16 protein-coding genes and 2 rRNA genes are annotated in these 17938 nt (G+C 68.7%); 9 read left to right on the top strand and 9 right to left on the bottom strand.

The genetic code is table 11. From position 1 onward, the window contains the following. Positions 1 to 287: 287 nt before the first annotated feature. A 23S ribosomal RNA gene (locus FZ046_RS25100) occupies positions 288 to 3410 on the top strand. Positions 3411 to 3511: 101 nt separating this feature from the next. Continuing rightward, positions 3512 to 3624, top strand: a 5S ribosomal RNA gene (gene rrf, locus FZ046_RS25095). Positions 3625 to 3789: 165 nt separating this feature from the next. Here the strand turns inward: rrf and FZ046_RS25090 are convergent. Both FZ046_RS25090 and FZ046_RS25085 read right to left on the bottom strand, forming a co-directional pair. Continuing rightward, positions 3790 to 4287 (bottom strand): methylated-DNA--[protein]-cysteine S-methyltransferase, encoded by a 498-nt coding sequence (locus FZ046_RS25090; protein WP_070351917.1) that lies wholly within the window; start codon positions 4285 to 4287, stop codon positions 3790 to 3792. After that, on the bottom strand, positions 4287 to 5771 hold the full coding sequence (locus FZ046_RS25085) for a DNA-3-methyladenine glycosylase 2 family protein (RefSeq protein ID WP_070351916.1): 1485 nt from the start codon (positions 5769 to 5771) through the stop codon (positions 4287 to 4289). The genes FZ046_RS25090 and FZ046_RS25085 overlap by 1 nt, the downstream gene beginning before the upstream one ends. Positions 5772 to 5841: 70 nt before the next feature. Here FZ046_RS25085 and FZ046_RS25080 point away from each other — a divergent pair, with 70 nt between their 5' ends. Then, the gene (locus tag FZ046_RS25080; RefSeq protein WP_328514354.1) at positions 5842 to 6387 is read left to right on the top strand and encodes a putative immunity protein; all 546 of its coding nucleotides are present in this window, start codon (positions 5842 to 5844) and stop codon (positions 6385 to 6387) included. Here FZ046_RS25080 and FZ046_RS25075 read toward each other — a convergent pair. Together FZ046_RS25075 and FZ046_RS25070 are read right to left on the bottom strand one after the other, a co-directional pair. Beyond that, positions 6374 to 7111, bottom strand: a complete 738-nt coding sequence (locus tag FZ046_RS25075) for an SDR family oxidoreductase (RefSeq protein WP_070351914.1) — start codon at positions 7109 to 7111, stop codon at positions 6374 to 6376. The two genes, FZ046_RS25080 and FZ046_RS25075, sit on opposite strands and share 14 nt — an antisense overlap. Before the next feature lie 9 nt (positions 7112 to 7120). Beyond that, on the bottom strand, positions 7121 to 7861 hold the full coding sequence (locus tag FZ046_RS25070; RefSeq protein ID WP_070351913.1) for an SDR family oxidoreductase: 741 nt from the start codon (positions 7859 to 7861) through the stop codon (positions 7121 to 7123). A 143-nt stretch (positions 7862 to 8004) separates the two neighbouring features. Between FZ046_RS25070 and FZ046_RS25065 the strand changes: the two genes are divergently transcribed. Beyond that, a complete protein-coding gene (locus FZ046_RS25065) occupies positions 8005 to 8901 on the top strand; it encodes a LysR family transcriptional regulator (RefSeq protein ID WP_070351912.1) in 897 nt (298 codons plus the stop codon). On the opposite strand, the gene FZ046_RS25060 is transcribed toward FZ046_RS25065, so the two are convergent. Then, complete coding sequence (locus FZ046_RS25060) at positions 8898 to 9389, bottom strand: MarR family winged helix-turn-helix transcriptional regulator (protein ID WP_070351911.1); 492 nt, start codon at positions 9387 to 9389, stop codon at positions 8898 to 8900. The genes FZ046_RS25065 and FZ046_RS25060 overlap by 4 nt on opposite strands. A 95-nt stretch (positions 9390 to 9484) precedes the next feature. On the opposite strand from FZ046_RS25060, the gene FZ046_RS25055 reads away from it, so the two are divergent. The 3 genes from FZ046_RS25055 to FZ046_RS25045 all read left to right on the top strand — a co-directional run bounded on the left by FZ046_RS25055 (position 9485) and on the right by FZ046_RS25045 (position 13163). Then, complete coding sequence (locus tag FZ046_RS25055) at positions 9485 to 10678, top strand: FAD-dependent monooxygenase (RefSeq protein ID WP_070351910.1); 1194 nt, start codon at positions 9485 to 9487, stop codon at positions 10676 to 10678. 89 nt (positions 10679 to 10767) lie between these two features. Beyond that, positions 10768 to 11907 (top strand): beta-mannosidase, encoded by a 1140-nt coding sequence (locus FZ046_RS25050; RefSeq protein ID WP_246182857.1) that lies wholly within the window; start codon positions 10768 to 10770, stop codon positions 11905 to 11907. Between the two features lie 44 nt (positions 11908 to 11951). Next, positions 11952 to 13163, top strand: a complete 1212-nt coding sequence (locus FZ046_RS25045; RefSeq protein ID WP_070351909.1) for an enhanced intracellular survival protein Eis — start codon at positions 11952 to 11954, stop codon at positions 13161 to 13163. Between the two features lie 4 nt (positions 13164 to 13167). On the opposite strand, the gene FZ046_RS25040 is transcribed toward FZ046_RS25045, so the two are convergent. Both FZ046_RS25040 and FZ046_RS25035 read right to left on the bottom strand, forming a co-directional pair. Continuing rightward, positions 13168 to 13725 (bottom strand): type 1 glutamine amidotransferase domain-containing protein, encoded by a 558-nt coding sequence (locus tag FZ046_RS25040; RefSeq protein WP_070351908.1) that lies wholly within the window; start codon positions 13723 to 13725, stop codon positions 13168 to 13170. A 118-nt stretch (positions 13726 to 13843) separates the two neighbouring features. Next, on the bottom strand, positions 13844 to 14758 hold the full coding sequence (locus FZ046_RS25035; protein WP_070351907.1) for a ribonuclease Z: 915 nt from the start codon (positions 14756 to 14758) through the stop codon (positions 13844 to 13846). Positions 14759 to 14876: 118 nt separating this feature from the next. On the opposite strand from FZ046_RS25035, the gene FZ046_RS25030 reads away from it, so the two are divergent. Both FZ046_RS25030 and FZ046_RS25025 read left to right on the top strand, forming a co-directional pair. Continuing rightward, complete coding sequence (locus FZ046_RS25030) at positions 14877 to 15077, top strand: DUF2795 domain-containing protein (protein WP_246182856.1); 201 nt, start codon at positions 14877 to 14879, stop codon at positions 15075 to 15077. A gap of 47 nt (positions 15078 to 15124) precedes the next feature. Continuing rightward, on the top strand, positions 15125 to 15898 hold the full coding sequence (locus FZ046_RS25025; protein WP_070351905.1) for a hypothetical protein: 774 nt from the start codon (positions 15125 to 15127) through the stop codon (positions 15896 to 15898). A 3-nt stretch (positions 15899 to 15901) separates the two neighbouring features. Here FZ046_RS25025 and FZ046_RS25020 read toward each other — a convergent pair whose 3' ends face one another. Continuing rightward, complete coding sequence (locus FZ046_RS25020) at positions 15902 to 16189, bottom strand: hypothetical protein (protein ID WP_125939675.1); 288 nt, start codon at positions 16187 to 16189, stop codon at positions 15902 to 15904. A gap of 83 nt (positions 16190 to 16272) precedes the next feature. Further along, the gene (locus tag FZ046_RS25015) at positions 16273 to 17925 is read right to left on the bottom strand and encodes an adenylate/guanylate cyclase domain-containing protein (RefSeq protein WP_070351903.1); all 1653 of its coding nucleotides are present in this window, start codon (positions 17923 to 17925) and stop codon (positions 16273 to 16275) included. Positions 17926 to 17938 lie beyond the last annotated feature (13 nt).

The raw sequence follows: 17938 nt of genomic DNA, 5'->3' as shown, positions 1-17938 counted from the left end.
CGTGGGGCTGCCAGACACGCTATTGGGCTTTGAGACAACAGGCCCGCGGCACGTGCACCGGCCGCCTGTCCCCTTTTTTGGGGGGTGGGTGGTGGTGTGGGGTGTCGGCTCGATTGGTTTCGGGTGGTCTTGTTGTTGCCCCGCTTGGTGGTGGGGTGTGGTGTTTGATTCGTGGATAGTGGTTGCGAGCATCAGTGCCGCATGGTGAGTGGGTCCGGGTTTCGGTTCGGGTGTGCTTGGTGTGTGGTGCTGTTGTGGTGTGATTTCTCTGTTTAATGGTTTTGTGCTTGTAAGTGTTTAAGGGCGCATGGTGGATGCCTTGGCATCAGAGGCCGATGAAGGACGTGGGAGGCTGCGATATGCCTCGGGGAGCTGCCAACCGAGCGTGGATCCGAGGGTGTCCGAATGGGGAAACCCAGCACGAGTGATGTCGTGTTACCCGTATCTGAATACATAGGGTGCGGGAGGTAACGCGGGGAAGTGAAACATCTCAGTACCCGTAGGAAGAGAAAACAACAGTGATTCCGTGAGTAGTGGCGAGCGAAAGCGGAGGATGGCTAAACCGCATGCATGTGATACCGGGTAGGGGTTGTGTGTGCGGGGTTGTGGGACCCATCTTTCCAGGTCTACCTATCTGGAGGGCAGTGAGAAAGTGTCGTGGTTAGCGGAAGTGGTCTTGGGATGGCCTGCCGTAGACGGTGAGAGCCCGGTACGTGAAAATCCGATGCCTGCCTTGATGGTGTTCCCGAGTAGCAGCGGGCCCGTGGAATCTGCTGTGAATCTGCCGGGACCACCCGGTAAGCCTGAATACCTTCTGATGACCGATAGCGGATTAGTACCGTGAGGGAATGGTGAAAAGTACCCCGGGAGGGGAGTGAAATAGTACCTGAAACCGTGCGCTTACAATCCGTCAGAGCCCTCCTTCGTGGTGGGGTGATGGCGTGCCTTTTGAAGAATGAGCCTGCGAGTCAGGGACATGTCGCGAGGTTAACCCGGGTGGGGTAGCCGCAGCGAAAGCGAGTCTGAATAGGGCGTATCCAGTCAACAGTGGCTGGTGTAGTGGTGTGTTCTGGACCCGAAGCGGAGTGATCTACCCATGGCCAGGGTGAAGCGCGGGTAAGACCGCGTGGAGGCCCGAACCCACTTAGGTTGAAGACTGAGGGGATGAGTTGTGGGTAGGGGTGAAAGGCCAATCAAACTCCGTGATAGCTGGTTCTCCCCGAAATGCATTTAGGTGCAGCGTCGCATGTTTCTTGTTGGAGGTAGAGCTACTGGATGGCCGATGGGCCCTACTAGGTTACTGACGTCAGCCAAACTCCGAATGCCGACAAGTCCAAGAGTGCGGCAGTGAGACGGCGGGGGATAAGCTCCGTACGTCGAGAGGGAAACAGCCCAGATCGCCGGCTAAGGCCCCTAAGCGTGTGCTAAGTGGAAAAGGATGTGCAGTCGCGAAGACAACCAGGAGGTTGGCTTAGAAGCAGCCACCCTTGAAAGAGTGCGTAATAGCTCACTGGTCAAGTGATTGTGCGCCGATAATGTAGCGGGGCTCAAGCACACCGCCGAAGCCGCGGCAACGAGTAATCGTTGGGTAGGGGAGCGTCCTGCATCCGGTGAAGCAGCAGCGTGAGCTAGTTGTGGAGGGTGTGGGAGTGAGAATGCAGGCATGAGTAGCGATAAGGCAAGTGAGAACCTTGCCCGCCGAAAGACCAAGGGTTCCTGGGCCAGGCCAGTCCGCCCAGGGTGAGTCGGGACCTAAGGCGAGGCCGACAGGCGTAGTCGATGGACAACGGGTTGATATTCCCGTACCCGTGTGTGCGCGTCCCTGATGAATCAGAGGTACTAACCGCCCAAAGGGCGGGCCATCAATCCCTTCGGGGTGCGAGGTCCGCCGGCTGCGCGGGACCTTCTCTGGTAGTAGTCAAGCGATGGGGTGACGCAGGAAGGTAGCCGTACCAGTCAGTGGTAATACTGGGGCAAGCCCGTAGGACGAACGATAGGCAAATCCGTCGTTCACTCAGTCCGAGAGGTGATGCATAGCCGAGTGAGGCGAATTCGGTGATCCTATGCTGCCAAGAAAAGCCTCTAGCGAGTGCTAACACGGCCCGTACCCCAAACCGACACAGGTGGTCAGGTAGAGAATACCAAGGCGTACGAGTGAACTATGGTTAAGGAACTCGGCAAAATACCCCCGTAACTTCGGGAGAAGGGGGACCCCCATGCCGTCATGGCCCTTGCGGCCGGCAGCGGGAGGGGGTGGCACAAACCAGTGAGAAGCGACTGTTTACTAAAAACACAGGTCCGTGCGAAGTCGCAAGACGATGTATACGGACTGACGCCTGCCCGGTGCTGGAAGGTTAAGAGGACCGGTTAATCCCTTCGGGGGTGAAGCTGAGAATTTAAGCCCCAGTAAACGGCGGTGGTAACTATAACCATCCTAAGGTAGCGAAATTCCTTGTCGGGTAAGTTCCGACCTGCACGAATGGCGTAACGACTTCTCAACTGTCTCAACCATAGACTCGGCGAAATTGCACTACGAGTAAAGATGCTCGTTACGCGCGGCAGGACGAAAAGACCCCGGGACCTTCACTACAACTTGGTATTGGCGCTCGATACGGTTTGTGTAGGATAGGTGGGAGACTGTGAAACTCGCACGCCAGTGTGGGTGGAGTCATCGTTGAAATACCACTCTGATCGTATTGGGCTTCTAACTTCGAACCGTATATCCGGTTCAGGGACAGTGCCTGGTGGGTAGTTTAACTGGGGCGGTTGCCTCCAAAAGAGTAACGGAGGCGCCCAAAGGTTCCCTCAACCTGGACGGCAATCAGGTGTTGAGTGTAAGTGCACAAGGGAGCTTGACTGCGAGACGAACATGTCGAGCAGGGACGAAAGTCGGGACTAGTGATCCGGCACCCCCGAGTGGAAGGGGTGTCGCTCAACGGATAAAAGGTACCCCGGGGATAACAGGCTGATCTTCCCCAAGAGTCCATATCGACGGGATGGTTTGGCACCTCGATGTCGGCTCGTCGCATCCTGGGGCTGGAGCAGGTCCCAAGGGTTGGGCTGTTCGCCCATTAAAGCGGCACGCGAGCTGGGTTTAGAACGTCGTGAGACAGTTCGGTCTCTATCCGCCGCGCGCGTCAGAAGCTTGAGGAAATCTGTCCCTAGTACGAGAGGACCGGGACGGACGAACCTCTGGTCTACCAGTTGTCCCACCAGGGGCACGGCTGGATAGCCACGTTCGGACAGGATAACCGCTGAAAGCATCTAAGCGGGAAACCCCCTCCAAGACCAGGCTTCTCACCCATCAAGTGGGATAAGGCCCCCCGCAGACCACGGGATCGATAGACCAGACCTACACGCCCAGCAATGGGTTCAGGGAACTGGCACTAACCGGCCGAAAACTTACACACACCCATCGACAGAGTGTGCACACCACAAACGCGCAACCACACAATCCACGAACACGACCACACCCCACCACCAAAATAATCCGGGGCCAAGTGAATAGAGTTACGGCGGTAATAGCGGCAGGGAAACGCCCGGTCCCATCCCGAACCCGGAAGCTAAGCCTGCCAGCGCCGATGATACTACCCACACGGGTGGAAAAGTAGGACACCGCCGAACACCCTTTGGTCCTGTGGCCCTCGATGTCGATCGAGGGCCACAGGCATTTTCACGTCTCAATCGTCGTTCATCGACATTCTCGCGACCGCCATTCACGCATCCATGGCGCAATTTCGACGGCCATTTTTCGACGGCCATTTCTACGCCATTGTTCGTGACGAATACTCAGTCGAAGAGCGCCGGCGTCCGTCGCGCCCGTTCCATGTCGAGCAGGTGGCGCTTGCGCGCCAATCCGCCGCCGTAGCCCGTCAGATTGCCATTGGCGCCGATCACCCGGTGGCACGGCACGATGATCCCGACCGGATTGTGCCCATTGGCAAGCCCGACGGCCCGCGAGGCGCCGGGTGACCCGAGTTGCGTCGCAATCGCGCCGTAGGACCGGGTCTCCCCATACGGGATGGTGAGCAGCGCCTGCCACACCCGGCGCTGGAACTCCGTGCCGACGAGGTCGAGGTCGACATCGAAGGCGACCAGATCGCCGGCGAAGTACGCGGCGAGCTGTTCGACGGCGTCGCCGAATGCGTCGTCGTCGACCTCCCAGCCCACACGGCTCGGTTCGTGGGTCTGATCCACCATCCGCAGGTGGCGCAACCGTCCGCGGCTGCCGGCCAGTGTCAGCAGGCCGACCGGGCTGTCGACCGTCCGCATCTGCAATGTCTCCATCAGTGCTCCTTCGGGGGCCATACGTTGACGTCGTGATCGAGCGACGTCCACAGGTGTTGCGTCGCGTACGCCCGCCACGGTCGCCAGCGACCACTGTGCGCCGTCAACCCGCGGGCATCGGCGGGCAGCCCGACCCGCTTGGCCGCCGCCAGCACGCCGAGGTCGCTGGCGGGGAAGGCGTCGGGATCGCCCAGACCCCGCATGGCGATCACCTCGGTGGTCCACGGACCGATGCCGGGCAGTGCGAGCAGACGCTCGCGGGCATCGGCCCAGTCGCAGCCGGCGTCCAGCGTGACGTCGCCGTCCGCGAGTGCCTGGATGAGCCCGAGCAGCGTGCGTTGCCGCGCCTTGGGAAACTTGAGCAGTGCCGGGTCGACGTCGGCCAGCTGCGAGACGTCCGGGAACAGGTGCGTCAGGCCGCCGGCGGCGTCGCGCAGCGGCGAACCGTAGGCCTCGACGAGCCGGCGTGCATGAGTGCGGGCTGCCTTCGTCGAGACCTGCTGGCCGAGGACGACGCGGATGGCCAGTTCGTGCTCGTCCACCGTGCGGGGGATGCGCTGACCGGGTGCCTTCGCGACGATCGCGGCGAGGTGTTCGTCCGTGCCGAGGGCGTCGACGACGGCCTCCGGGTCGGCGTCGAGGTCGAGCAGCCGCCGGGCCCGGGCGATCGCCGTGGCGAGGTCGCGGAAGTCGTCGAGCACCACCTCGCACAGCACGTGGTCGACGCGCGGCCGCAGGCCGACGATCGCCGTGCCCGACGGCAGTCGCATCGTGCGACGGAAGGCGCCGTCGCGCACCTCCTCGACGCCCGGGATGCCGCAGGCCGCGAGGTGGCCGAACACACCCTCGTAGGCGAACGGCGTTCGGACCGGCAGGCGCAGCGAGATGGCACCCGCGCCGGTGGTCGCGGCGCCGTACTCCGTCCGTGCGCGGCGGCGCAGTTCGGTCGGCGTCATCGCGCACACCGCGCGCACGGTGTCGTTGAACTGCCGGATGCTGGCGAAGCCGGCCGCGAAGGCGACGTCGCCGAACGGCAGGTCCGTCGTCTCGATCAGCACGCGCGCGGTCTGGCTGCGCTGCGCGCGGGCCAACGCCAGGGGGTTGGCGCCGACCTCGTCCGACAGCAGCCGCTCGAGCTGCCGGGTGGTGTAACCGACGCGTCGGGCCAGGCCGGTCACGCCTTCGCGGTCGACCGTGCCGTCGGCGATGAGGCGCATGGTGCGAGCCACGGTGTCCGAGCGGACGTTCCACTCCGGCGACCCGGGGGACGCGTCCGGGCGGCAGCGCTTGCACGCCCGGAAACCGGCGCCGTGCGCAGCGGCCGCGGTCGGATAGAACCGTACGTTGCGGGCGAACGGGGGACGCACCGGGCAGCTCGGCCGACAATAGATGCCGGTGGTCAACACAGCCGTGACGAACCATCCGTCGAACCGGGCGTCCTTGGACTGGACGGCTCGGTAACAGCGGTCGAAGTCGTCGTGCATGCTTCGACGATTACACGTCGGCACCGACAGCACTGGCGGGAAACCGACACGAGTGTCGAGGAGGGTGTCCGTGTCCGTCGGCGAGCTGAGCCTGACCGCGGACGACCTGCGCGAGGTGGTGCGCTTCGCCGTCGCCGCCGCCGACGAGGTGCTCGGCCTGTTCGAAGCCGCCTGCCCGGCCGACCGGCGACCGCGTGCGGCGCTCGCCGCGGCACGGGCGTTCGCCGACGGCGCCGCGCGCACCCACGTCCTGCGGATGGCGGCGGTGGACGCGCACCGGGCGGCGCGCGAGACCGTCGACGAGGCGGCGCGGTGTGCGGCACACGCCGCAGGGGACGCGGCTGCGGCGGCCTTTCTGCATCCCCTCGCCCGTGCAACGCAGGTCGGCCACATCCTGCGGGCCGCCGCGTACGCCGCGGAGGCGCTCGGGCACCGCGCGGGCGGCGATCGTGCCGTGGTGGACGCGGCGCTGCGCCGGACGTGTCGGCGTGCGACACCGGCCCTCGTCGACGTCCTGCGGCGCTATCCCGTGCCACCGCCGGGCACCACCGCCGTGTCCCGGACGATGGCCAGACTGGACGCCGCGCTGCGCACCGGTGGCCCTACAGTTGCGTGACGCCGCCGTCCACCGCGAGTTCGACACCGGTGGCGAAGGTGGCGTCGAAGCCCAGGAACGCGATGGCCTTCGCAATCTCCTCCGGCTCACCCAGGCGGCGCATCGGGTTGCCGGCGGCCATCTGGTCGAGGAACTTCCGCGCCGCGTCGGCCGGCATCGACCGCGCGAGGATGCCGGTGCCCACGGGTCCGGGGGAGACCGCGTTCACCCGGATGCCCCGCTCGACGAACTCGCCGGCGAAGGTGCGGGTGAGCGAGCGCAGCGCCGCCTTGGTCGCGGCGTAGACGCTCGTCGAGGGCAGGCCCTGCACGTTGCTCACCGACGTCACGAACACGATTGCGCTGCCGGACGACAGCAGCGGCAGGAACCGCTGCACGGTGAAGAACGGGGCCTTGACGTTGAGATCGAACAGCTCGTCGAAGGCCGACGAGGTGGTTTCCTCGACCGGAGCGGCCAACACTCCGCCGGCGTTGAGCACCAATAGGTCCACGCCACCGAACACGGTCTCCGCGCGCTCGGCGAGTGCATCGATGCCGGTGACCGCGTCGCTGCGCTCCACGATGGCGGCCGGACCGAGTGCCTCGCGTGCCGTGGCCAGAGCGGCCGGGGTCCGGCCGGTGACGAGCACGCGGGCGCCGGCGGCGTCCAACAGCTTGGCCGTCGCGAGCCCGATGCCGCTGGTTCCCCCGGTGATCACCACGCGCTTGTCGGTGTAGTCCGTCATGTCGTCCTCCTAGAGTTGTGAATGTCCGCCGTCGACGACGAGTTCGATCCCGGCGGCGAACGTCGCGTCGAAGGCGAGGAACGCCACGGCCGGAGCGAATTCCTCGGGCCGGCCGAAGCGCTGCATGGGGTTGGCGGTCGTGAAGGCCTCCTTGAGGGCGGCGGCGCGCTCGGGCACCTCCTTCTCCAACTTGCCGGTGTCGATGGAGCCCGGGCTGATCGCATTGACGCGAATGCCCCGCGGCAGCAGCTCGCGGCTGAGGGTGCGTGCCATCGACCGCAGTGCCGCCTTGCTGGCGGAGTAGACGCTGAGTGCGTCCCAGCCCGTCCGGTTGGCGGTCGACGTCGTCAGCACCACGCCGCTGCCGGGGGCCAGCAGCGGAGCCAACCGCTGCACGGTGAAGAAGGGTCCCTTGACGTTGATGTCGAACACCTCGTCGAACGTCTGCTCGGTGACGGCGTCGAACGGGTCGAAGCTGCCGATGCCGGCATTGACGATCAGGGCGTGCACCGTGCCGAACTCTTCCGCGACGCGCGCGGCCAGTTCGTCGATCTGCGGGAGCGAGCCGGTGTCACTGCGCACTGCGATGCCGCGGTCACCGAGCCGGCGGGCGGCGTCGGCGAGCACGTCGGGATGCCGCCCGGTCACCAGGACGCGGGCGCCCTCGTCGACCAGGTATAGCGCCGCCGCCAGGCCGAGGCCGCTGCTGCCGCCGGTGATCACTACGTTCCTGCCCTCGAATCTGCCCATCTGCGTCCACCTTTCGTCCGTCTCGGCATCGAGTGTTCCGACGGGGTGCGGACGCTGTCCAAGACCCGTTCGGTACCGCGTCATGCCGAAACGGAATAGCCGACCCGGCCGACCGGGTTGGAAGGGGCCATGGAGAGACGGCGGTGAACGACCTCGGCACGGATCTCGAGCTGCGACTGGTGCGCTACTTCACCGTCGTCGCCGAGCACGGCAACTACGGCCGCGCGGCGGCCGCGCTGCACCTGGCGCAGCCGTCGCTGAGCCGTCAGATTCAGCGGCTCGAATCCCGGCTCGGTGTCCGGTTGTTCGACAGGACGCCGCAGGGTGCCGCCCTGACCGAGGCTGGTGCGGCCTTCCTGCCGGAGGCGCTGGCACTGCTGGCCGCGGCGCGGCGGGCCGCGCTGACCGCGCGTGCCCATGCACCCACGAGGCGACTCGTCGTCGGGTACGTCGAGGACCTGGTCGTCACGCCGGCGGTGCGCGTGCTGCGCGAGCGACATCCGGAGGCCGAGATCGGAACCCGGCACCTGGAGTGCTTCGAGGAGTCGGCGTTCACCGACGGTCGCGTCGACGTGCTGGTGGCGCGAGACCCGTTGTTGGTGCGCGACACGGCCGTTCACGTGACCGTCCTCTACGAGGAGCCGCGCGTGCTGGTCGTCCCCGTCGATCACCCGCTCGCCGATCGCCCGGTCGTCACGGCGGACGACGTCGCCGGCGACGAGTCGTTGTTCTGTCCGCACGGCGGTCCGCGCTCCATCTTTCCCGCGCGCGTCGACGACCCGGATCCGGTTGCGATCTCGGCGGCGCCACTGCCGGTGCGCTTCGAGGACCGGTTGGAACTCGTCGCGGGTGGGCAGGCGATCGCCGTCCTCCCGATCGGCGACCGACGCAGCTCACTGCGCGGCGATCTGGTCACCGTGCCCGTCGTCGGCGTGCCGCCCAGCACGGTGGTCGTCGCCGCACGGCCCGGCGACCCCAACCCGCTGGTCGCCGAGTTCGTGGCGGCCGCCCGCACGCATTTGACTCCGGTGGCCGCCTAGGGTGCCTCCTCCCGGCGCTCCGGCGCGGAGAGGTTCCCCTCGACGACGGCGGCGACGCGGTCGAAGAACGTCTGCACCGCCTGCTGCTCGGCGGCCGGGAGGGCGTGTCCCACGTCGTCCATCGCGCGCACGACGGGCGCCCAAGCGTCGAACAACCGGTCCACCGCCTCGGGGAGCGCGCGGACGATGACCCGGCGGCGGTCGTCCGGGTCGGGTACGCGTTCGGCCAGGCCGCCGGCCTCGAGGCGGTCGAGCAGCACCGTCATCGACGCCGACCGGACGTCGAGGCGACGTGCCAACTCGCTCGGGCCGGCGGGTCCGTGGACGTCGAGCATCCGCAGCGCCTGCATGTCGGTGACGTTGAGCCCCATGCGCCGCGCCTGGTGGCGCTGCAGCTCGTCGTGCGCCGTCAGGAACCGCCGCATCGACAGCGTCGGCCCGCTCAGCCCGGCCAGCCAGTGCCCCGTCTCGTCCCGTTCGTGTTTCACGGCGCCTCCCCGTGGGAAATGGTTCGATTAACGAGTATCACGGTTTTCTAGTTAAATCGAGCGGGCGATCCGAGTGTCGCCGGGAAGGCGCCACCATGTCACCGCACGCCGTCATCTCCGGGGCCGGAATCTCCGGACCCGCCCTCGCCCATCAGCTCACCGCGCGGGGGTGGCGCACGACGATCCTGGAACGGCATCCGGCACTCCGCGAGGAGGGGCAGAACGTCGACGTCCGGGGTGCCGCCCGCGAGGTCGCCCGCCGGATGGGCATCGATGCCGAGATCCGCGCCGCGAACACCGGCGAGATCGGCATGCGCTTCGTCACCGAGGACGGGACGCCGGTGGCGTCGTTTCCGATCGACGGCCGCGACGGCGTGGACGGACCCACCGCCGAACTGGAGATCCTGCGCGGCGAGCTGTCCCGGATCCTCCACGAGCACACCCGCGACGACACCGACTACCGCTTCGGCACCCAGCTGGCCGACGTCGCCGACCATGGCGACGGCGTGACGGCAGTGCTCCAGGACGGCACGCGGCTCGACGCCGACGTCGTCGTGATCGCCGAGGGTCTGCGCTCGCGTTCGCGGCGCTTCGTCACCCCCGCGGACGTCGAGGAGTTCGGCATGTACTTCGCGTACCTGACGATCCCGCGGACCGAGGGCGACGACGCGTGGTGGAACTGGCTGCACGTGCCGGGATCCCGGTCGGTCCACCTGCGGCCGGACAACCTGGGCGGGACGCGCGCCATTCTCACGTTCATGTCCGACGTCCGCGGCCTGGAGCGGCTCGCCCGCGCGGACCAGGAGATGATCCTCGCCCGGACCTTCGCCGACGTGGGCGGGCCCGCGCCCCGCATCCTCGCCGCCCTGGCCGACGGCGCGCCCGGTTACTTCGACGCCGTCGGGCGGGTCCGGACGCCGCGGTGGAGCGCGGGGCGGGTGGCCCTGCTCGGGGACGCCGCCTCGTGCAACGCCACCTTCGGGGGAGTGGGCACCAGCATGGGGCTGATCGGGGCCTACGTGCTCGCCGGCGAACTGGCCGCCGGCGACGACCACCTCGAAGCGCTGGCCCGCTACGAGAAGGTGCTGCGGCCCGTCACCGCGGCGATGCCGACGATCGAGCCGAGCCAGCTGCGGCGGGCCAATCCTCGGACGGCGGGAGGCATCCGTGCGCTCCGCGCCGCCGCCCGCGCCGCCGCGAGCCCGGTCGGCCGCAGGGTCGCGAGCCTCGCGGGCCGCCGCATGGCGACACTGCCGGTGGAGGGCATGCGGCTGCCGGACTACGCCTGACGGACGGCCCGGGAAGCGCGAAACCATACCAAGCGTCAATTTCGTGCGCAAACGCGTGACGGGCAGCTGCACTGGGTAGCCTGCGCCGCATGGGGCTCCGTACGGGGTGGGTGTCGCGATGGCTGTTGTTGCTGTTCGCGGTAATGACGGCGCTGGCATTGTTTGCCATACCCCGCCCTCCCGTGCCGGTGTCCGCGCCGGAGCGCACGGGTACTGCAGCAAATGCCGATCGGGCCGCTCGGCTGGGTGTCGACGGGACTTCGCTCACGTTGGACGGCCGCGCGTTCTGGCCCATCGGCCTCAACGCCTACCAGCTCGCCACCGACTGGACGATCAACGCGGGTTGCGGCGCGCAGGTCGACCTCGACAGGTACTTCGGCAGCCTGCCGGCGCACTCGCTGACCCGGGTGAACATCTACTCGACCTTCGCGGTCAACAAGGCCACCGGGCAGCTCGACTTCACCGCCCTCGACGCGGTCTTCGCGGCGGCCGCGCGGCACGATCAGCTGCTGATCGCGGTGCTCACGGGTGGCGAGGGCGGCTGTGAGAACTCCTACGTCAAGGACTACGACTGGTTCGTCGGCGGGTGGCGGACCGAGGTCTCCCACGGACTGCCCATGTCGTACGACGCCTGGCTGCAGGTGGCACTGACCCGTTGGCGCGACTCGCCGGCACTCGCGGGCTGGACGCCCGTCGGCGAGCCGGAACCGTCGCGGTGCACCGAGGACGGCTGTCCGTGGCAGACACGCGCCTGTCCTGCCGACGCCGCGGCCGTGCTACGGACCTTCTTCGACGCGGTGGGGGCGCGGATCCGGGCGCTCGACGCCGACGCCGTGGTGTTCAGTGGACACACCGGCGGTGGTCAATGTGGTTCCGCTGGTGACGATTACGCGCTGGTCGCCGCATCGGCCGGCGTCGACGTGCTGGAATACCACTTCTACCGGTCGACCGACTACTTCCCGGGCGATCCCCGCGATGGGCTGGCGCGCCGCGTGGAACAGGCACGCGCGCTGCACAAGCCGTTGCTCGTCGCCGAGGTCGGCGTGCGGGCCGGCACGTGTACCTCGCTGCAAGAGCGCAAGGCCGAGGTGGCGCACCTGGTCGACGAGGCCCGGGAGCACGGCGCCGCCGGCGTCATGTTCTGGTCCTTCGTGCCCGATCCGCGCCTGGACGACTGCACGTTCGACATCGGTCCCGACGACCCGCTGTTCGACATGGTCGGCGCCTGAAAACCCACGTGCGCACACCGGCCCGGCTGTGACACCGTCGGGGGATGACCACCAGCGCACCGGCCCGACCGGTCATCCGTGCCGCCGACGACGCCGACTGGCCCGCGATCACCGTGCTGAGCGCGGTCGGCTTCGGGGCCGATCAGCCGCCGGAGGCCGACGCCGCCTGGCGGTCGATGGTCGCCGCGGACGGCGTCGTCGTCGCGTGCGACGGGCCCGACGTCGTGGGCGTGGCGCTGTACCTGGACATGTCGCTCACGGTGCCCGGCGGGGCCGTCCTGCCGATGGCCGGCGTCTCTGACGTCGTCGTCGCGCCGACCCACCGGCGCCGCGGCGTGCTCCGTGACATGTTCACCGAGCTGCACCGGCGCATCGCCGACGCCGGTCCTCCCATCGCGGGGTTGACCGCGTCCGAGGGCGGCATCTACGGCCGCTTCGGCTACGGGCCGGCGACGGTGACGCAGTCGCTGACGGTGCGTCGCCGCGACGCTGCGTTCCACGCCGAGGTACCCGACCCGGGCGGCGTGCGGATGGTGCGTCCGGCAGACCACCGGGACCGGATCGAGGAGATCTACGAGCGCTGGCGACTGCGGACACCGGGAGGGCTGCCCACGCCGAAACCGTTGTGGGACGACGTGTTCGCCGACCGCGCCGATGCCCGCGCCGGAGGCACCGCGCTGTTCGCCGCCCTGCACCCCGACGGCTTCGCGTGCTACCGCGTGCACGGCGAGCGCCCCTCGCGGACCGCGCGCGTCACGAAGTTCGCCGCGGTGACCCCCGCGGCGCACGTCGCGCTGTGGCGGGCGCTGCTCGGCCTGGACCTGATGGACGGCGTCGACGTCACCACCCACCCCGGCGACCCGCTGCCCTACCTACTCACCGACGCCCGCCGCGTCGTCACGACCGCGAGCGTCGACGATCTGTGGTTGCGTCCGATCGACGTGCCCGCGGTCCTGCGGGCCCGGCGCTACGGCGCCGACCTCACCGCGGTCGTCGAGGTCGCCGACGACGCCCTCGGCAGCGGTGGGCGCTACGCACTACGCGTGCGCGACGGCGTCGCCGAGTGCGCACCGACCGGGGACCCGGCCGACGTCCACCTCTCGCGGTCGGTGCTCGGCAGCCTGTACCTCGGTGCTCATCGCGCCACGGCGTTCGCGGCAGCGCACCGTCTCCGGTGCGACGATCCCGCGCTGCCGGCCGCGCTGGACGCCGCGTTCGCCTCCGACGTGCCTGCCCAACTGGGCTACGGCTTCTGAGTCCTCAGGTGTGCGCGGGTGTGCCCGCGAACTGGTCGGTGATCGCCTGGCAGAAGGCCGGAAGGTCCTCGGGTGACCGGCTGGTGATGAGGTTGCCGTCGATGCACACCTGCTGGTCGACGACGGTCGCGCCCGCGTTGCGCAGGTCGGTGCGGATGCTGGGGTACGACGTCAGCGTGCGGTCGCGCACCACGTCGGCCTCGACCAGGGTCCAGGGTCCGTGGCAGATGGCGGCGACGGGCTTGCCGGAGGTGACGAAGTCGCGGACGAAGGCCACCGCCTTCTCGTCGAGTCGCAGCTTGTCGGGATTCACCGTGCCGCCCGGCAGGATCAACCCGTCGAAGTCGTCGACGCTCACGTCGCCGACGGCGCGGTCGACGCCGATCTCGCCGGCGGGCTCGAGGTCGTGGTTGCGTGCGGAGATGTCGTCGGTCTTCAGCGACAGCACTGTGACCCGACCGCCCGCGGCGGTCACCGCGTCGCGCGGCTGCTCCAGCTCCACCTTCTCCACGCCGTCGGCGGCGAGGATGGCGATCGTGCGGCCCTGCAGTTCGTTCGGCATCGAATGTCCTTTCGTCGGCACCGTCGGGCTACCCGCGTCGCCCGCGTCGAATCGTCGCCCGTGTCGAATCGTCACCTGTGTCGAATCGTCGCCCGTGTCCCGCCGTGGCCGAGCACCGTCAGATCCGGGCCGGAACCGCCACCCGCATCAGGTCCTCGGCGATGACGAGGTCGCCGTCGAACTCCTCGGCCGCCTCGTCGCGGTGGCGGCGGAGGTCCGGGTAGCGCTGGGAGAAGTGCGCCAGCACCAGGCGGCGGACACCGCAGTGGGCGGCCACCCGGGCGGCCTGCCGCGCGGTGAGATGGCCGTACTGCCGTGCCAGCTCGGCGTCCTCGTCGAGGAACGTCGCCTCGATGACCAGGAGGTCCACCCCGTCGGCGAGGTTGTACACCGCGTCGCACAGCCGGGTGTCCATGACGAAGGCGAAGCGCTGCCCGCGGCGCGGCACGCTGACGTCCGCGAGGTGCACGGTGTGCCCACCGACCGTCACGGCGCCGTCACGCTGCAGGTTCCCGACCGCCGGACCGGCGACGCCGTGGCGCGCGAGTTCCTCGGGGAGCATCCGCCGTCCGTCCGGTTCGACGAGCCGGTAGCCGACGGCGTCGACCGGGTGGTCCAGCCGGTGGGCCTCCAGCACGCCGAAGTCGCCGACGGCGACCGGTCCGTCCGCCGCGACCGGCACCTCGCGGACGTCGGCGCGTTCGTGGTAGGCGCTCGCATTCCGCAGCCGCGCGAAGAACTCGCGGCCGGACGCGGGGTAGTGGGCGTGCACCGGGTGGCGGACGTCGTCGAGCGACAGGCGCTGCAGGATGCCGGGCACTCCCAGACAGTGGTCGCCGTGGAAGTGCGTGACGCACACCCGGGTGACGCTGCTCGCCGCGACGCCGGCGAACAGCAGCTGCCGCTGGGTGCCCTCGCCCGGGTCGAACAGCAGGCCCTCGCGGTCCCAGCGCAGCAGATAGCCGTTGTGGTTGCGATGACGGGTCGGCACCTGGCTCGCGGTGCCCAGGACGGTCAGCTCGCGGGTGGACACGCATCCGACTCTACGGCTCGCCGTCGGCCGATCACGGCGGCCCGAACGTCCGAACGCGCTGTGCGACGGTGTGTTTCCGTCCTCACGACACGGGTATCGGGCCGCCATGGGATATCAAGTGACTGAAGTGCAGAAGACCCTCGCCGGATTCGACTACCCGGGCACGGCCGACGAACTCGCCAAGCACGCCGAATCCAATGGTGCCGACGACGGCCTGGTCTCCACCCTGCGCGGGCTGAAGAAGGACAGCTTCGACGGACCCAACGCCGTGATGGAGGCACTCGGCTCGGAGAACGCGCTGGGCGGCTCGTCCTCCTGACCGGGGTCCATCCCGTGCGCCCGACCGGCGCACGGGATGATCGTCGGGTGAACCTCATCCCGACGCCCACCGCCGTCCTGAGTGACGCCGAGGTCGCCTGTGCGCTGCATCGCGCCGTGGCGGTCATCGACCCGCTGCTGACGCTCCTGGCGTCCGACCCCGTGGGTCTCAAGGCGCGCAGCCAGAATGCCGACGGCGCGGTGGGAAGGGCCCTCGACGCGGCGGCGTGGGTGCTCGACGCGGCCGACGTGCCGGGCACCAGGTCATGGGACGCGATGTCGGTCGACGAGCGCGCCGACTGGTGGGTGCACCGCGTCGGGGCGCTCGACACCGTCGTGGTCGCGTTCCCCGGTGCGCTCGGCGTGTTGGCGGACCGCTTGCCGGTGCAAGATCTGCTCGGTTTCGCCAGCCAGGCGGTCGTGCTGTGTGCGGTCGCCCGCGAGCACGGCGTCACCGACCGCGACCGACGGGTGCGACTGCTGGCCGCGGTGCTGTGCCATCGCGACCTCGATGCCGCGGCGATGACCGAGCGCCGTTCCGCCGGAACGACGGGCGGCGCGACCGGTGACGCGATCGACGACGTGACCAATGCCGTCGACGATGCGCCGGCCGGCGTGCCACGGGCGCTCTGGCGCGTCGCGGGTCTGCTGCGGGCCATCAACGACGAGCTGGTCAAGCGCGAACAGCCCCGGTCGGTGTACCGCTACCTCGGCATGCTGCCGGCGGTCGGTGCGGTGGTCGACTACGTGGGCGAGTACGGCGCGCTCAAGCGGGCGGCCAAGGAGGGCAAGCGCTGGCTCGCCCGGCACGCCGCGACCTGATCGTCAGCCGCGTTGCAGCGGACAGGCCACGTCGACGGTCACGGGCGACGTGGTCGTCGGGTCGGCCGATGGGCCGCCCGGGTTCTCGATCTTGGTCACGACGCACGTCGTCAACAGCGACGTGTCACCGCTCGGCACGCCGCTGACGTTCACGGTGTAGCCCTGTTCCTGCAGCTGCTCGACGACCGCCGCGGCGGATTCGCCGTCGATGTCCGGATCGGCTGCGGCAGGGTGCGCGAGGACGGCCCCGCCGACGGCCAGCGCCGCCAGCACGGGTACTACGTGACGCATCGTGAACGCCATGGCCAAGCCCTTCTCGCGGACCCGCCGGAGGCCGGGTCGTCACCGTGAACGGCCTGACGCTAACGCCAGCGTCAATCGGGCACGGCGCTGCGCACCGGCGTGGCGAGGGTCGTGGCCTCATCGTGACCTCGCAGTGTCACGCTCTTGCCCAATTCCCAGTGGGCGCTCTCCTCGTCGCCCGCACCGCGCACCGTGTCGGCCGAGGCGACCAGGTGGCCGCCGATCTCCTTGGACAGCTCGCACAGCCGGGCAGCCTCGTTGACCGGGGCGCCGATGACGGTGTACTCGAAGCGCTCCTTGGCGCCCACGTTGCCGGCGACGACCTGTCCGGCGGCGACGCCGATGCCGGCCTGGCACTCGGGCACCTCGTCGCGCAGCCGACGGGCCATCGCGCGCGCCGCGGCGAGCGCCTCCTCCTCGGCGTTGTCCAACGACACCGGCGCGCCGAAGACTGCCAGCACCGCGTCGCCCTCGAACTTGTTCACCAGGCCGTGGTGCCGGTCGACCTCGTCGACGATGACGGCGAAGAAGCGGTTGAGCAGTTCCACCACCTCGACCGCGCGCCGGCTGGTCACCAGCTGGGTCGACCCGATGATGTCGACGAAGATCACCGCGGCGTGCCGCTCCTCGCCGCCGAGCTTCGGGCGCTCCTGCTCGGCGAGCAGCGCCACCTCGCGGCCGACGTGCCTGCCGAACAGGTCGCGCACCCGTTCGCGTTCGCGCAGTCCCGTGACCATCTTGTTGAAGCCGCGCTGCAGCTGGCCGAGTTCGGTGCCGTCGAAGACCACCAGGTTGGTGTCGAGGTCGCCCTGCTCGACGCGGTTGAGCGCCGCGCGCACCACCCGGACCGGGGTGGCGGTGAGCCAGGACAGGATCCACATCAGGATGAAGCCGAAGATCAGCGCGAACAGCGCCAGGATCATGACCGCGACGGCGAATTGGGTGGGCGACACGATCTCCAGGGTCAGCGTGATGATCGCGGCGAGCAGGATGCCGAGCACGGGGACGCCGGAGCCCAGCGCCCACACCGTCAGGGTCCGGCCCAGGATGCCCGGAGCGAACCGGCGCGGCGGGGGACCGACCTCGAGTGCCTGCGCGGCGACGGGGCGCAGCGCGAACTCGGTGAACAGGTAGCAGCTCGCGGAGACCACGATCGCCGGAAAGCTGATGCCCAGCAACGTCTTCGGGATGTAGTCGGTGTTCTGCAGGCCGTAGAGCAGGGTCAGCAGCACCGTGCCGCCCGACCACAGCACCAGCAGCACGCGCGTCAGCCGCCACGGCGCGAGGAACGTGCTGCGTTGCTCCTTGGGCGTCGGTTCGCGTTCGGCGATGGCCCACCGGACGTTGCGGATGACGCGGTTGGTCGCCCAGACGACGCCGACGATCAACGCCGAGCCGATGTACGCCGGCGACACCGCGAACGTGATCCAGCGGACGTCCGGGTCGAACACGCTGGGCGACGGGAACGTGACGGTGACGACGAGGATCGCGACGCCGATGCCGATGAGGTTGGCGCACACCACGAACGTGGTGAGGATCGCCTGGATGCGCACCCGGCGGCGCCGTTGGCTCTCCGAGACCCGGCCGAGGATCCACGACCCGTACTCCGGGGTGGTGGGACCGTGGCTCGTCTGCCGGGTCAGGCGGGCGAGCACCCGGCCGAGCCGTCGCGCCGTGCTGGCGGCGTTGGTCTCGGTGTCGTCACTGCGCGCGGCGTCGGTCATCGGGCGTCAGCCT

Source organism: Mycolicibacterium grossiae, assembly GCF_008329645.1.
Lineage (GTDB): Bacteria > Actinomycetota > Actinomycetes > Mycobacteriales > Mycobacteriaceae > Mycobacterium > Mycobacterium grossiae.
The sequence above is the reverse complement of the archived record's forward strand: the minus strand, read 5'-3'. Positions and strand labels throughout refer to the sequence as shown.